We start from the raw sequence: 16644 nt of genomic DNA on the forward strand, positions 1-16644 counted from the left end.
TGCCTATTCATAAATATGATAACCTATGACTTTGCATTATATTATTTTGGTAGAAAGCTTAATAATGAGATTAAAGTAATTCTTCCTTTTTCAACAACCGCATAAGTGAGTAGAATACGAGTATAATACTTTCGATATTATCCCATAAAAAATCGATATAAAAACTGTGAAGCAATGCACAATTTTTATTATTTAAAAGGTATTCTCTTTGGAGATTTTTAAAAGCTTTAAAGTTACGTGAAAAGGATAGAGTTTTGTTTATATAATAAGACTTATCATGAAGATCTCTTATTCTATCAGTAACATCATTATTCAGATTCATAAATGCATATTTGTTGCACAAATTTATGGAGATTTTAAAAGAGCTTTTTCACATAAAGAAGTCCTCTTCTTGTCTTGCATTTTTTTTTAATTTCTCCTACCGTCTTGGAAAAACTTATTTTAAAGGAATAAAGAATGGCAGCTCAAGATTTTGTTGTCAAAGATATTGCACTTGCCGCTTATGGTCGTAAAGAACTTGATATTGCTGAAACTGAGATGCCTGGTTTGATGGCTTGTCGTAAGGAGTTTTCCTCTAATCAACCTTTGCGCGGAGCGCGTATTTCTGGCTCATTGCACATGACAATTCAAACAGCTGTTTTAATTGAAACATTAAAAGCGATTGGCGCCGATATACGGTGGAGCTCTAGCAATATTTTTTCTACGCAAGACCATGCAGCAGCAGCTATCGCCGCAACTGGTATTCCTGTATTCGCCGTTAAGGGTGAAACATTGGAAGAATATTGGACTTATATAGATGCAATTTTCCAATGGCCAGATGGTAATCCTTCCAATCTTATTTTAGATGATGGCGCTGATGCCACAAACTATATTTTAATGGGAAGTCGTGCAGAACAAAATAAAGATATCCTATCGCATCCAAAAACAGAAGAAGAAGAAATTTTTTTCAAACAAATACAAAAGCGTATGGATGCAACGCCAGGATTTTTTACACGACAGCGCGCAGCAATTAAAGGTGTAAGCGAAGAAACCACAACAGGTGTAAACCGTCTTTATCAGTTACAAAAAGAAGGGCTTTTGCCTTTTCCTGCTATTAATGTCAATGATAGCGTCACTAAATCAAAGTTTGATAATAAATATGGATGTAAAGAATCATTGGTCGATGGTATTCGACGTGGAACAGACGTGATGATCGCTGGTAAAACTGCCATTGTCTGTGGTTATGGTGACGTAGGAAAAGGTTCAGCAGCATCTCTTTCTGGTGCTGGGGCTCGTGTTAAAGTAACAGAAATTGATCCTATTTGCGCTCTTCAAGCAGCTATGGATGGCTATGAAGTTGTTAATTTGGATGATGCTGCTTCCAGTGCTGATATTATCATCACGACAACAGGCAATAAAGATGTTGTTCGTTTAGACCATATGCGACAAGTAAAGGATATGTGTATTCTTGGAAATATTGGTCATTTTGATAACGAAATCCAAGTCGCAGCCCTTAGAAATTTGCCATGGACAAATATTAAACCACAAGTTGATATGATCACCTTTCCCGATGGAAAACGCATCATTTTGCTCTCTGAAGGGCGTTTGTTAAACCTCGGGAATGCGACTGGGCATCCCTCTTTTGTCATGTCAGCCTCGTTTACTAATCAAGTTTTAGCGCAAATTGAACTTTTTACCCGTGCAGAACACTATACAAATGAAGTCACTGTTTTGCCTAAACATCTTGATGAAAAAGTTGCACGTCTACATCTTGATCGGTTAGGAATAAAATTAAGTGTTTTATCAGAAGAACAAGCCGCCTATATTGGAGTCACACCACAAGGACCTTATAAACCAAACCATTACCGTTACTAAACATTTCCTTGGGTTAAAAAAGGGAAAGATATCGTGCGCAGCTTTGGTGACTATAACCCCAAAGAAAAAGCTCAAAAAATGATTCGAATCTATGCGTATATATTTTGCCTTTTTTTCTTTTTTTCTCCAACATGCGCTGTTGCTCAGTCATTGGAAGGTTATTTACCATTTTTCTTCACTTTGCCGAATGGTCCATGGCTGCTTTTAGCGCTGTGTGGAGGAATTTCTTGTGCTTCACTTCTCACGTGCCTAGCTGTTATTATGCGTGCAAAAAAAACTGCACAGAAGACTTTGAAGATAATTCAGGCAAATTTTTCTGAAAAACTTAAATATTATGAATGGCTTCTGGAAGAAACCGAGCAATTCCTTCTTATTTGGGAAAATCCAACAACCTTACCCCGTGTCGTTGGTGCCCTTTCTGCATTGCAAAAAATAGGAATCGACCAGAAAGATTTTCAGCGTTTTGAGCTCTGGGTTGAAGAAAATTCTCTTCGAGAACTTGATTATGCATTGACTCAACTACGTTGTAAATGTCACCCTTTTGATCTTTCTATCACCACCACAAACAATGTATTGCTGCAAGTTACAGGAGTCATCGCAGGAACAGTCGCTATTGCTCGTTTTCAAGATATCTCAAAACAACAGAGTGAAAATGCTCGTTTACAGAAAGATATCGCCCGCCTTCTTACTGAACTGAGAATGCAGCGTAATCTTCTTGATCTTATTCAAGAGCCCGTATGGATAAAAGATTGTGAAGGAAAAGTTTGTTTTATCAATCGCGCCTTTAGAGAAATGACAGATTTTCGTGAAGGCAGTGATGAAGTGGGGGATCTTTTCAATGAAAATACACAACGCAAAACAAATGAAACAGAAACAATTTTTCAAGAACATGTTCACACAGTTATTGATGGAGAACGACATCGTTTTCATCTCACACGTATTACAACAGCCGAAGGGATGGCAGCTTTTGCGCGTGATGACAGCGCATATGAAAATATTGCTCATGAATTAAGTTATGTCCTTCAAAGCCATTGTGAAACACTTGACCAAATTTCAACAGCTGTAGCTATTTTTGATACAAACCAAAAATTAAAATTCTGTAATCATGCTTTTAAAATTTTATGGCCGTTGGAGACTTCCTTTTTAGAAAGTGAACCAAGCCATACATTATTTCTTGAACGTCTACGTGAAAAAGGGCTCATTGCTGCACACCCCGATTGGCGCGCATGGAAAGAAGAACTTTTTAAAGCCTATCGACAAACAGAATCGAACCAACAAATTTGGAATCTTCCAGATGGGCGTACGGTGCGTGTTATCTCGAACCCTCATCCACAAGGAGGTGTCACTTGGCTTTACGAAAACCTTACAGAAAAAATTGATCTTGAACGCCGTTATAATACACTTATTAAAATACAAGGTGAAACACTTGATAAACTTTCCGAAGGCGTGGTTGTTTTTGGTACTGATGGACGCCTTCGTTTATCGAATCCTGCCTTGTCGAAATTGTGGTCTCTTCCTTATAATTTACTGGTAGAAGGGACCCATATTACACAGTTACAAAGCCATTGTTCAGCCTTAACCTTAGGACAAGAATGGGATCAATTTACCAAATTCATTACCGGTTTTGCTGAAAAACGTGAAACATTTTCAGGTCGTATAGATCTTAAAAATGATATGATTATTGACTATACTCTGGTCCCTCTTCCTAATGGACAAACGATGCTTACTTTTGTGAATGTTACGGACACTGTCCATGTTGCGCGTGCTCTTCAAGAAAAAAATGAAGCATTAGAAAGTGCTGATCGTTTGCGTAATGAATTTGTCCAACATGTTTCTTATGAATTACGCACACCTCTCACCAATATTATTGGATTTTCCGATATTTTACGTGATCAAATTTTCGGCTCTATCAATGAACGTCAACAAGAATATCTTGAACACATTCATTCAGAATCAGGAACTCTTTTAAATATTGTTAACGATATTCTTGATCTTGCTACCCTTGATGCAGGCATTATGGAGTTGGACATAAAATCGGTTAACATTGCCGATGCTATGATACAAGCAGTAGCACGTGTAGAAGATCGCCTTAATGGACGTCATATTACGCTTTTACAACAAATTTCTCCTTCCTTAAATTCTATTTCTGCTGATGAAAAGCGCTTGCATCAAATTTTTGTGAATGTACTGAGTAATGCTATTAATTTTGCAACGGAGGCGAGTACTATTGAATTTTGCGTCGATGAACAAGATGATAACATTGTCTTTAGCGTTCACAATCAGGGCTCTGACATCCCAGAAGACATCCTTGATCGTATTTTTAAACGTTTTTCTTCCCATTCACACCATGGTGGGCGTGCGGGAGCGGGTCTTGGCCTTTCCCTTGTAAAAAGTTTCGTTGAACTACACGGTGGACATGTTGAAATTCTTACCGGTTCTGGAAAAGGAACAACAGTTAAATGTTTTTTCCCACTCTCCAAAGGAGATAAGATTTTTTAATTTTAACCTTTATGATAACAAAAATTTTTCATCCATTTCATGGAACTTTTAATGAATTTTAGTTTTTTTCTTGAAAATGAAGAGGCAACAAAGCTTTTTGCACAAAATTTAGCTCTTTCTTTAAAGCCAGGAGATCTTGTGACGCTGCAAGGGGATCTTGGAACTGGAAAGTCAACCATTGCACGTACAATCATTCAAACACTTGCGAACAATAACACTATGGATGTTCCAAGCCCTACTTTTACTCTTGTGCAAAGCTATCAACTTCCAAAGTTTGAAATTATTCATGCTGATCTTTATCGCCTTTCTATGGCAGAAGAAATTGATGAATTAGGGCTTCATGAAGCTCGTGAGAAAAATATTTTACTTGTTGAATGGCCAGAAAGAAATACAGCTCTTTTAGAGCTTGCCACTTTTGCAGTCACCTTACACTATAAAGAACATGGGCGTCATGTAACAGTTAGATCAGCGCAACATTCCATTGAATGTTTGCAACAGTCTTTCGCAATTCGTACATTTTAAAAAAACATGAACATCATCATTTTTTAATTTGATAATACCTCAATACTACCTATGAAATCTGAGATGATGGACAACATAAAGAAGGATTCATGGAGGTACCAACCATGGAAGATGAAACGAAATGCTGACTCTTTCATATAACAATGACATAAATTGCAAAGGACAGCCGTTAATTTATAGGAATTCATCAATTTATTTTAGAGAATCTGATACCTACAATTTTGATTCTAGAGAATAGTATAAGAGAATTTTAAATTGAAGTGGTAACCCTTTAGAAGAGCATTATATAACCTGTAGTGAATTGCTTGTTTCTTTCTGCTTAAAAATTGTGAGCTTCAGAAAAGTAATTTGCAAAGTTTTTGCTTAAAATCTCCTTTTATGTGTTGAAAACACTATCTATTTCAATAGTCTTATCTAAGAAGAAATACCTTTATGAAATTATCATTCACCTAATATTTTTAACGCGCCTATAAGGAAAGAATTGCCTATATTCTTCATACAAAGCAATTTTTTATAAAAAATAGTCAATTGAAACATGCATAAAAGCATGAATTCTTAAATTCATTTAAAATTTTGATTTTTATTGTCTTTTCATTATAATATAATGCAAAAAAGAATATTTTAAAAAAGTCAAAAGGAGAGACAAAATTTCTCTCCTTTATAGTGATTATATGTGGAATTAACTAAGCCCATCTTTTATCCATTCAGAAAGACGTCCTTTAGAGGTAGCGCCAACCATATTCGATGAAATATTTCCATTTTTAAACATTAATAATGTAGGGATAGAACGTACTCCGTATTGGGTAGCCAGTTCCGGATTTTCATCAATATTTACCTTAGCAATTTTAACTTGATTTTGCATTTCTATTGAAATTTCATCCAAAATTGGAGCAATCACTTTGCAAGGGCCACACCATTCTGCCCAAAAATCAACCACAACAGGGATGGAAGAGGTTAGAACTTCACTTTCGAAATTGTCCTTATCAACTTTTATACACGTCATTTATTTATCCTTTTATATTCACTTTTTATAGATTGGTATAATAACAATTCATATCAAGTTATTGCAAAGATAAATTATTAAAGGACTTTTTTACACCAGGGATTGTGCGTTGTGTTTGTTTGAGCGATTTTATGAAAGTAAATAAAATGTAAAAATGCTTTGCAAGGAAAAGAGTAACTTATAAGGCAACTTCACGAAGAAATGCCTCAAGTTTTTCTGGAGGAAGTTTAAAAATTTTGGCTTCTTTACTGTAGATAAGCAGAGCCTGGATATCTTTATCGGGATGAATAGCTTGCAACAATTTTTGGTAAAGGGCCATTTGCAACCAGTGATGGGAAGCAATAGCAGCTTCATTTTCTGGTGGAGTTCCGGTTTTAAAATCGGCAAAGATAATGCTGTTTTGCTTGATGTAGAGACGGTCAATTTGACCAGAGATTGCTTGTTCTTTTCCACGAATTTTCACAATACCCATTAAGGAGACCTCAGCACGTGAATGCTCAGAGAAAAGGGGTTTGAGATAAACATGATCTAATATTTTCCAAATATGGCAAAGAGCATCTTCTCTTTGACTCTCATGCCAATGAGAGGCTTTGATATTGAGATAGTTTCGAGCATAATCTCGACGTTTTTGTGGGGGACAATCGGGCAAATATTGTAACAATCGGTGAACGAGATTACCATATTCAATGGAAAAAGCTCTGTTTGTGTTCATGGCTCCTAAAACAGGTGAAGTGGTAAGCTGTTTTGGACTTGAGGACAGCTCTGTATCAGCTTCAATGGAAAGGCTCGCCACTGACGGTTTTAACGGTTTTGGTAACACTGGTTCTGCTGGTACTTTATGAGAGAAAAAAGCAGGCAAAGGTGGTAAGGTTTGGCATTCAGCGGAAGGAACTTTTGAGTTTATAGAAGCAGAAGAAGCAGGTGTAATGCAATAACGCCAAGCTGCAATATCTTCCGAAGAATCTTTTATAGCAAGGGCATGCGGTTCAAGGGCTTTTTTTACGAGTTGTAACCATGTATGAGAGGGCGTTTTCGGACCTTTATACCCACAAATAAACAAGCGATCTTCAGCGCGTGTCATTCCTACATAAAGAAGACGCCTATATTCTTCTTCTGCACGCTCTTTTAAATATGAAATTGCTTGTTTAGAGAGTTTTGTATCAAACTTTTCATTGGGATGCCAAATAAAGGCTTGTTTTCCGTTCCATTGTGCATTGTTTAAAGGAACTTTAAGCAAGTGAGGCGCATGCTGAGGATGCCAAATCGCACTACCAGGATCGACTAAAAACACAACAGCAGCCTCTAGTCCTTTTGCAGCATGAACAGTCATGATACGAATTTCTTCATTACTTTGTTCAAATTCACGTTTAATTTCTGGTTCGCTTGCACTTAATGTTTCTAAAAAAGCTTGTAATCCTGGTAATCCTGTTTTTTGAATAGTGAGCGTATAATCCATAAAAGCATCGAGCACATCATTTGCTTCAGATCCTAAACGAGACAGAATTTTTTGTCGTCCCTTATCATTGTTCAGAATATAGCTATAGAATTCAAAAACTGGTATTTTATCCACTAAAGCGCGATAATGGTTTAGCTTTTCAAAAGCATCTTTAAAAGATACCTGCGATGATATATGCGCGCACAGACTTTGCCAAAGAGAGCCGGTGCGGTGTACGGCAAGCTGATAGAGTTCCTCTTCACTAAGAGCAAAAAGTGGGCTTTTTAAAACACAAGCAAGAGAAAGATCATCTTGTGGCTGCAAAACAAAACGCGCAAGCGCCATTAAATCACGGATACTAATATGTTTGGTAAGCTGTAAACGATCAGCCCCTGCTACGGGAATATTACGGTGTTTAAGAGCACGGGAAAGAGCTGAGACAAATTGATCACGTTTACGGACCAAGATCATAATATCACTTGCACGTATTAAGCGTCCTTTTGCTGGAAGCATTTCGCCTTTTTGTAACCAGTCGGCAATCGTTTCAGCAATTTTTTCTGCTAAACGAACTTCAGGTGTATCTAAATGATTAACAGTTGTATGCCAATCTTGAGGAAAGTCACTCGTTTCTTTGGAAATGGCATCCCATATAACAACTTCACCGGGACTGTGAATACGGATAGCTTCATGCACCGTTTTTGTATTTTCTGCCGAAAGCCCTTTATAGTTTTCTGGTGTTTCAAAAACAAGATCAACACTTTTAAGAACATCTGCTGTAGAGCGAAAAGAATAATGCAGTTGTATTTTTTCAAATTGTTGATTTGTTTGTTGCACTTTTTTTTGAATAATTCGTCCATTTGCAGCAAAATTTTCTGGAGCAGCGCCTTGAAAAGAATAAATAGATTGCTTTTCATCTCCAACAGCAAAAAGAGTCCGTATGTTTGTTCGTTGGCTATACCCTGAAAAAAATTCCTGTGCCAACAGTTGAATAATTTGCCATTGCTCAGGGTTGGTGTCTTGTGCTTCATCAAGTAGAATATGATCAAGTCCCTGATCAAGTTTATAGTGCACCCATTGGCTTGCACCTTTGCGCTGTAACAAATGAAGTGTACGCTCAATAAGGTCATCAAAGTCTAAGAAGCCATTGGACTTTTTTAGATTCTTATAAATTTTGAGATAAATAGTACAGAGCTGAAAAGCAGCCATATTGAGGGTGGCAACCTTTGCGCATTGATATTTTTCTAAAAGAACAGAAAGCTTGTTTTGTTTATCTTCAAGCATTTGTTGAATAAAAGGCCAAATTTCGTCTGATTTTTTATGAGATAAATGTGAAAAATTACGCGGCTCACCTTTTGTTGTAAAATAAACATCAGAAATAAGATTGAGAATATTTGTCTCATCATGCACCTTTTCTAATTGGGAAAGTTTTGCCACCATATCCTTAAAGCTTTGATTACCATTGATTTCACAATGCTTAAGAGCATAAAGAGGAAGGCGCGCTGTTTGTTTAATTTGTTCCAGAAGATATTGATTTGTTTCATTGGGCGCTAAGTTAAAAAGCGCGCGCAATTTTTCTTCTCCATTTTCAGATAAAAGAGAAGATAAAAAATCAGACAATTTATGTTGCTTTTCAACTGCCTCATAGAGCAATTGGTTAAAAGTATGTTCGCTAATAACTTGAAGTAACTGTTGCAAAGCAGGTTGTACATCACGACGAGCTAAAAGTTGACGACGAGATTCTTGTCGTAATTTTTTTCGACTGATATCATCGGGAAGTTCAAAATGCCCTGCAATATTGGCTTCTAACATAAATTGATGCAAGAGAGATTCACAAAAAGCATGAATCGTTTGGATTTTTAAGCCACCAGGCGTTTCGAGGGCACGCGCAAAGAGTTGCCTTGCATAAGTTAGTTTTTGCGCATTAACAGTTTTTTTTTCAAACCGTGTTAAGGTTTCTTGCAGCTGTGCATCATCGAGCTCATTCCAACTGGAAAGCGTGCGAAAAATTCGTGATTGCATAACAGCAGCAGCAGCTCTTGTATAAGTAAGGCATAAAATACGTGCTGGAGGCGTACCGTTTAAAAGCAAACGGATAACACGTTCACTTAAAACGTGGGTTTTTCCAGATCCAGCATTTGCAGAAACCCACACGTTTTTTTGGGGATGTGTTGCTGTTGCTTGTGCATCAAGAGCGGCTTCAGGAATAGAAAAAAACGTCATGATTACTCTTCTTTATGAAAACCACTTGACCATTCCCACAACCGAGCCAAATGGTCGTAGTCACCTTCATATCGTTTTGACATGGGGACAGCATGTGAGAGATAGCCTTGTTGTGGATTTCGATAATAAATTATGAGTGCGATAAGATTTTCCCATGCATTTTCAGCAAGATCAACAGCACTTAGATAAGTTTTTCCGTCTTTTTTCTTTAAAAGAATTGATTGGGATTTAATTTCACCTTTTTTGTTAAGGGGAATGTAAAATAAATTTGAAGGTGTAAAATCTTGAAAATCTGGGAAGCCCCCTTGTATGAGTAAAGCTGTTTCTAAAGCCAATTGCGGAAATAATAATTCACGAACTTGTTTTGATAAAGGAGGCGTTCCGGTTTTGAAATCTAGAATTTCAACCGTTTTATCTGGCAAAACATCAAGACGATCAGCACGTCCTGAAAGGGTTACCCCTGTTGTTCCTATAGGGATTTTTTGTGATACTACTTCCGAATATCGCTCTCGCAGTCCTAAACTTTGTTCCCATTGAATAAAGCGTGGAGCAAGATTTTCAAAACTATTCCACCAAATTACTTCAATATCGGGTGGAAAGTTGAATTTATCAAATTCTTTACGTCCAATAGAAAGCAGTACGTTGAGTGCATTTGCATCATTTGGATTTTTCATTTGTGTACAAAAAGCCGCAAGAATAGCGTGATAAAGTGTTCCACGTTCTGAAGCGCTAGGATCATGAATAAGTTCTTTAAGTGGTTTGAGCCTTAAGATTTTTTTGGCATAAATAGCATAGGGATCATATCGCAATGTTTCTATTTCAGTGACTGAAAAATGGCGCGGGCGTATATCAAGAGGTGGAGAAGGGCAAGGACGTTCCACCTCAGAAGTTATGCTTGTATGATCAAGTATCTTTGCCCAATGGCGTAGTATTTCACCTCGTTCACGGATTTGTTCCCAAACCTGTTTTCCTACAACTGTTTCCATGCGTTGTAGCCAGCGTGAAGGAATGGAAGGCGTATGATTAACGCGCAATGCGCGACTCATCACCACTTTATCCATTCCCATTGCCCATTGAAAATCATGCGCAGAAAGACCAATACGCTGCTCTGGTGGTTCCAGAGTTAACATCATTTTCATCGGTCGCGATAAAAAAGCATCATTTCGGGTTGATATCGGCCATGACCCTTCATTAAGACCGCCGATGACCACTGTATCAACCGTTTGCAAACGCGATTCCAAAGTACCCCAGATGAATAAACGTGGATGTCCTCCAGGCGAAGGTGCGACGGAACGAGTTGCTATTATAGCAGAAAACATAGCAGGCCATTCACAAAGATGAAATGTTAATCCTGATTGATCACTGACCAATTCACGTAAAAACTTTGATAGGGCTTGTCCTGCTTCGTGTTGATAAAGATGTGCAAGAGAATTATCCTCATTGCGACCAAAATTTTCAAAAACTTCAACAGTTGCTATCGCAGCTTCGTTGATGGTGCATTCTTTCTCTTGTTTCATAAGAGATGTTAAAGGTTCAACAGCTGTCCTCAAAAGATGACAAAGGAAACGTGCTTCTTCACATTTCTGCTGATCAAGGGTGTCGATTTCAGAACTATTATGAAAGTATGTTTCAATCCATTTTTCAAGAAATTGATCACACTCGCAAAGATTGATGCGCCCTGTATTCCCTCGAAGAACAAAAAGTTCAAAATTTTCTGCCATTTCCCGTAAACGATGACGATTTTGTTGGAGTGTTGTAAGGGGATGTTTAAGAAGAGAAAGAAAAGCAATGGGATCATCAGGTTGCAATACATTTTCTAAGATAAGTCGTAAGAGAGTTACAGGCAATGTTTGGGCAAGTGGTATTCCTCCTGAATCATTTGCTTCAATTCCAAATCGTTGTAATTCCACGGCAACACGGCGTGCTAAATTACGGTCATTTGTAATAAGAGCTGCGGTTTTTTGGGGTTCTTCAATAGCTTTGCGTAAAGCAACAGCAATAGCGAGAGCTTCTTCACGTTCATTGATAGCTTCAATAAATGACCAGTCTGCACAAAGAGCCTCATAATCGTTACGGACAATTTGTATCCATTTATCTGTCGTAGAAGCTGGTCGAAGTGCCTCTGATAAAAGAGCCATTCGTCTTTTCTTTGTGCTACTTTGTTGGCCAATTTCGCAAACATGATGACGTTGACACTCCATGAGAGAAAGAAGTTTTTTTAAATGATATTGAGGATGGCTAAAAACATTTTCTGCTGGATCAAAAAAATCGCAAGCTGTTTTTTCTTTATTGCTTGTGCTTAATGCATTCCATTGTTCTTCATCCATATAGAGATCAAGACCAGGAAGAACAACAGCCCCTTTGGGCAGAGAAGCTATAACCTTTAAAAGATGAGAAACTGCGGGCATAGAACCCGACACACCAGCTGCAATGATCGGTTTATCAGGCAGCATACGTCGTAAAGCCTCTGCATGCATTGTGAGTGCTTGATTACGCCATTCAACGGGATTGCTTCGTTGTCTTTCTTTCAAGATTTTGGGCCAATTTTGTGTAACAATAGTCAGAAAGTCAAGCGTTATTTGCCACCATTCAGCGACCATATCAGGTGCAATATCTTTAAGTTTCGACCAATCTGCTCCTTCTGTTTCAATTTCATCCATCAAATGCGCTAAATCCTGAGCAAACCAAATTGCATCAGCACTATGAGCCGGAATAAGCACATCTTCTGTACCAAACATGGCACGCAGATGCGCAGGTAAATTTTCACGCCATGGACGAATAAGGCGCGCTAAAAGCAGTAAGCGTTCACTTTTTCCAATGGGTGGATTCAGAGTGCTGGTATGATTTTCAACAAAAAGGAAACTGTCTTCATCGACATCTCCTAGAGCACGAATAGTTGGCAAAAAGGTTGATTGTGTATTACTTCTTTCAACAAAAGCTAAACGCAAAGCGCGCGCAGCACGACGTGTCGGAACATAAATAAGGCTATCAGCAAGAGCAGTTTGAATATCTCCATTGGGAGCAAAATTATCAATAAGGCTACCAGAGAGCAGTGCATCAACAAAGTGAGGCAAAAAATCCGTTCCAGAAGATATAGAAAAGACACGTGGTTTATAAGTCATATGATCTCATATTGGGAATAACAAATTTCATCTTATTGATTATTTGCTTTATTTTGACTGTATACAATTTTCATACAAGAAAAAACTGAAAAGCTCTATTTATACAGGAGATTTTTAACTGACATTCAAAATACTTAAATATATGAGCTTGTCTTAAGCTATTGTGAAAAAATATATCAAAATTTTAAAAGACGTTACAATTACAAATATATTATAACTTATTGAATATTATAAATAAATTTACCGTATTCTTTATACAGTGCAATTTGAAAGTGTTCTTTACATACTCCTTTTGTTTTCAGAAAAAATAACAATATTCAGATCCCCAACTCAATATGAAAAATCATTACCAACCAAATTGTTACATAAAAAATTCTTCTTTACATTACAAGCTTACTTGATAATCTTTAAAAGTAGAAAATTTTATCTTAGGAGCTCTTTCTGCTTCATAATTTAATGAAAAATGGTTCTCCGCTAAAAAAACTGGATCACCTTCTAAATCATACGCAATAGCAGAGCGGTGATTGCTGAGAAACTTTTGCAACTCATCTTTGCTCTGCGCTGAAATCCAACGGCATAAATTAAAGCGCGCAGACTCAAAATTCACTGGCAAAGAATATTCTATTTTTAATCGTTCTTTTAAGACATCAATTTGCAAAGCACCAATAACACCAATGAGAGAAGGCGACCCATCATCAGGAATAAACAATTGTACAACCCCTTCTTCAGCCATTTGTTGCAAAGCTTCTTTGAGCTTTTTTGCTTTCATTGGATCGCCTAAACAAACACGACGCAAAATCTCTGGTGCAAAATTTGGTACTCCCTTAAAGAGGATATCTTCTCCTTCAGTCAAAGTATCGCCGATACGCAATGTTCCATGATTAGGGATTCCTACGATATCACCAGCATAGGCTTGATCAGCAATTTGGCGCGAACGCGCAAAGAAAAATTGTGGAGCCGAAAGTGTCATCGGTTTTCCTGTTCGGACCAACTTTGTTTTCATACCACGTTCAAGTGTTCCCGAACATACCCGAAAAAATGCAATACGATCACGATGATTAGGATCCATATTCGCTTGAATTTTAAAAACAAATCCCGTCATTTTAGGTTCAGTTGCTATGATATTGCGCTGATCTGCACTTTGATCACGAGGACTTTGACCAAAATCAATAAGTGCATTGATCAAATCACGAACACCAAAATTTCGTAAAGCTGAACCAAAATAAACCGGAGTCATATGACCTTCACGGAAAGCTTGAAGATCAAAATTCTTGCAAACACTTTGAGCAAGTTCTACCCCTTCAATAAAAGTGGAACGTTGATATTCAGGGAGTAAATGGAAAATCTCTCTGGGATTTGAAACTATTTGCTGTGTTATCTCATCATCTTTTTGACGAAACCGATTATGATGAAGGTCATAGGTACCAACAAAATCTTTACCCGTCCCAATGGGCCATGTTATAGGGGCGGTATCAAGAGCAAGCTTTTCTTCAATTTCATCTAAAAGCTCTATAGGATCACGTGCCTCACGATCCATTTTATTGATAAAAGTAACAATAGGAATATCCCGCATCCGACATACTTCAAACAGTTTTAGTGTTCTAGGCTCAATCCCGCGGGCCCCATCCAATACCATGATAGCACTATCAACAGCTGTAAGCGTGCGATAAGTATCGTCTGCAAAATCTTCATGGCCTGGGGTATCTAGGAGATTAAAAATATGATTTTCATATTCAAACGTCATCACCGAAGTCACAACGGAAATACCACGATCACGCTCAATATTCATCCAATCAGAACGGGTTTGAATACGATCTTTTTTGGCTTTTACTTCTCCTGCAAGTTGAATAGCACCACCAAACAATAAAAGCTTTTCTGTTAATGTTGTTTTCCCCGCATCTGGGTGAGCAATAATTGCAAATGTACGGCGTCGCTTTACTTCCTGCACTCTTCGTTCCATTATTCCTCCATAGGTCGTGCAAGTGTTTCAGCAATCAGTGCACGCATTTCATTAATCCCATAAAGCGCTATAAATGATCCCCATCGTGGACCTCGCTCTTGTCCAAGAAGAACTTCATACAACATTTGAAAAAAAACATTGGAAACACCAGGCCCACCTTCAGGGCTTTTTTTGCTATGATCTTGATAGCGTTCCGTTAACCGTGCAACATCAAGAAGCATATTTTGTAATATGTTGCCATCAACAGTTTCAGGTAAATGAGCTAATTTTTCATCAATTTGTGCTAATGTTGCTCGTTCGCTATCATCTGGTATACGAAATTTCTTGTTTGGTTTAACAAAAACATCAAAATATTTAATGGCAAACTTCACCAATTGATCAAGTTCTGGATAAGTTTGTGCATTTGCTCCTTTAGCGTAACGAGAAATAAAACCCCAAAGAACTTCTGCATTCTCCGCATTTGAAGCACTTACCAAATTTAAAAGCATCGCAAAGGATACAGGCAAATCAACCTGCGGTGGACAACCATTATGAATATGCCATACAGGATTACTAAGCCGTTCTTGCCAACTTTGACGACCATAAGCAGAAAGATGAGCATAATATTCATCCACAGCTTTAGGAATAACATCAAAATAAAGCCTTTTTGCTGTTTTAGGTTTTGAAAACATATAAAGTCCTAAACTCTCTGTTGGGGCATAAGTAAGCCATTCATCAATGGTTAAGCCATTTCCCTTGGATTTGGAAATTTTCTGCCCTTTCTCATCTAAAAAGAGCTCATAGTTGAATCCTTCTGGGGGCTTTCCACCTAATACTTTACAAATTTTAGAAGAAAGATTTGTGGAATCGATAAGGTCTTTTCCGGCCATTTCATAATCAATGCTAAGTGCTGTCCAACGCATTGCCCAATCTACCTTCCACTGACACTTAACTTTGCCCCCAGTAACCTCTGTTTCTATGGTTTCTCCTGTTTCAGGTTCAATATAAGTGACAGTCCCTTTTTCAACATTACGCGCAATCATCGGTACCTGTAATACTTTTCCAGAAAAGGGAGAAATCGGTAGAAAGAGTGAATAGGTCGCTTGCCGTTCTTCACCTAATGTTGGTAAAATAATTGCCATAACCTTGTCATAACAAGCAAGGATTTTTAAAAGTGTTTCATCAAAACGACCGGAATTGTAATAATCCGTAGCACTTGCAAATTCATAATCAAAACCAAAACGATCAAGGAAAGCCCGTAACCGCGCATTATTTGCCGCTCCAAAAGAAGGATAATCATCTCCAAAAGGGTCGGGTACACGGCTCAACGGTTGACCAAGATAATGTTCCATCCTCTCGCGATCAGGCACATTCTCAGGAACCTTGCGCAAACCATCCATATCATCAGAAAAACAAAGTAATTTTGTTTTTACTTTATTCTCCGTGAGAATATGAAATGCATGACGCACCATGGTTGTACGTGCAACTTCCCCAAAAGTTCCAATATGCGGTAAACCAGAAGGGCCATAACCTGTTTCAAATATCACACTGTCTGGATAACCCGTTTTTTCATACCGTTTGATAATCTTACGTGCTTCTTCAAACGGCCAAGTTCTCGATTGAGAAGCTGCATCTTTTAATTCAGGCGTAAGGTTGAGGGTATCACACTGATCACGCATCATTATTATTTATCCTAAAAATTACACTCTTTCAAAATAGGGTGTATGGTTCTTGAATTTATTCGTCAATAATAGCAAGCAAAAAGATGAAAATTTCTTTATACTCTTAAGCCACAATACAAAAACCGCCCTCGTTATAAACATATTCTGTTCTGATAAAAATCAAAAACATTCAATATTATAAAGCAAAATTGACTTGTTTTGATTATCGAAGCCTTCATTGCTATTATTATCATGGGTTTTGCTTATTATATTTATTAGCGCAAAAGATAAGCTTCTAGTATTGAACGAAAGAACGGTAAAAACCAACAGAAAAAATGCTTAAACTAGGCATTTCATACAAAAGCACTGCACCTACTTTACACTTGTCA

At 37.6% G+C, this 16644-nt stretch carries 8 protein-coding genes; 3 read left to right on the forward strand and 5 right to left on the reverse strand.

Annotated features, from left to right (window positions below):
* The first annotated feature begins 456 nt into the window (after nt 1-456).
* From ahcY to tsaE, 3 genes are read left to right on the forward strand one after another with little or no spacing between them, the layout of a single operon-like run.
* Entirely contained in the window at nt 457-1854 is a 1398-nt protein-coding gene (ahcY, locus tag ACFINZ_RS03005; protein WP_375633659.1) for an adenosylhomocysteinase, read from the forward strand.
* A gap of 33 nt (nt 1855-1887) precedes the next feature.
* Nucleotides 1888-4353, forward strand: coding sequence for an ATP-binding protein (locus ACFINZ_RS03010; RefSeq protein ID WP_375633658.1), 2466 nt, complete (start codon nt 1888-1890; stop codon nt 4351-4353).
* Nucleotides 4354-4404: 51 nt separating this feature from the next.
* The gene (gene tsaE, locus ACFINZ_RS03015; RefSeq protein ID WP_375633657.1) at nt 4405-4875 is read left to right on the forward strand and encodes a tRNA (adenosine(37)-N6)-threonylcarbamoyltransferase complex ATPase subunit type 1 TsaE; all 471 of its coding nucleotides are present in this window, start codon (nt 4405-4407) and stop codon (nt 4873-4875) included.
* A gap of 679 nt (nt 4876-5554) precedes the next feature.
* Here tsaE and trxA read toward each other — a convergent pair.
* The 5 genes from trxA to ACFINZ_RS03040 all read right to left on the reverse strand — a co-directional run bounded on the left by trxA (nt 5555) and on the right by ACFINZ_RS03040 (nt 16276).
* On the reverse strand, nt 5555-5878 hold the full coding sequence (gene trxA, locus ACFINZ_RS03020) for a thioredoxin (protein WP_375633656.1): 324 nt from the start codon (nt 5876-5878) through the stop codon (nt 5555-5557).
* A 178-nt stretch (nt 5879-6056) separates the two neighbouring features.
* Nucleotides 6057-9533 (reverse strand): double-strand break repair helicase AddA, encoded by a 3477-nt coding sequence (gene addA / locus ACFINZ_RS03025; protein ID WP_375633655.1) that lies wholly within the window; start codon nt 9531-9533, stop codon nt 6057-6059.
* A gap of 2 nt (nt 9534-9535) precedes the next feature.
* The gene (gene addB, locus ACFINZ_RS03030) at nt 9536-12655 is read right to left on the reverse strand and encodes a double-strand break repair protein AddB (protein WP_375633976.1); all 3120 of its coding nucleotides are present in this window, start codon (nt 12653-12655) and stop codon (nt 9536-9538) included.
* A gap of 385 nt (nt 12656-13040) precedes the next feature.
* Complete coding sequence (locus ACFINZ_RS03035; RefSeq protein WP_375633653.1) at nt 13041-14615, reverse strand: peptide chain release factor 3; 1575 nt, start codon at nt 14613-14615, stop codon at nt 13041-13043.
* Nucleotides 14615-16276: a lysine--tRNA ligase gene (locus ACFINZ_RS03040; RefSeq protein WP_375633652.1), complete on the reverse strand. Its 1662-nt coding sequence runs from the start codon at nt 16274-16276 to the stop codon at nt 14615-14617. The genes ACFINZ_RS03035 and ACFINZ_RS03040 overlap by 1 nt, the downstream gene beginning before the upstream one ends.
* Between the last annotated feature and the right edge of the window lie 368 nt (nt 16277-16644).

Source organism: Bartonella sp. AA81SXKL (assembly GCF_042196945.1).
GTDB lineage: Bacteria > Pseudomonadota > Alphaproteobacteria > Rhizobiales > Rhizobiaceae > Bartonella.

Bases quoted from the DNA above. Each gene is read 5' to 3' on its own strand.
- ACFINZ_RS03035 (WP_375633653.1), bottom strand. From the start codon at position 14,615: ATGGAACGAAGAGTGCAGGAAGTAAAGCGACGCCGTACATTTGCAATT.
- tsaE (WP_375633657.1), top strand. From the start codon at position 4,405: ATGAATTTTAGTTTTTTTCTTGAAAATGAAGAGGCAACAAAGCTTTTT.
- addB (WP_375633976.1), bottom strand. From the start codon at position 12,655: ATGACTTATAAACCACGTGTCTTTTCTATATCTTCTGGAACGGATTTT.
- ahcY (WP_375633659.1), top strand. From the start codon at position 457: ATGGCAGCTCAAGATTTTGTTGTCAAAGATATTGCACTTGCCGCTTAT.
- ACFINZ_RS03040 (WP_375633652.1), bottom strand. From the start codon at position 16,276: ATGATGCGTGATCAGTGTGATACCCTCAACCTTACGCCTGAATTAAAA.
- trxA (WP_375633656.1), bottom strand. From the start codon at position 5,878: ATGACGTGTATAAAAGTTGATAAGGACAATTTCGAAAGTGAAGTTCTA.
- addA (WP_375633655.1), bottom strand. From the start codon at position 9,533: ATGACGTTTTTTTCTATTCCTGAAGCCGCTCTTGATGCACAAGCAACA.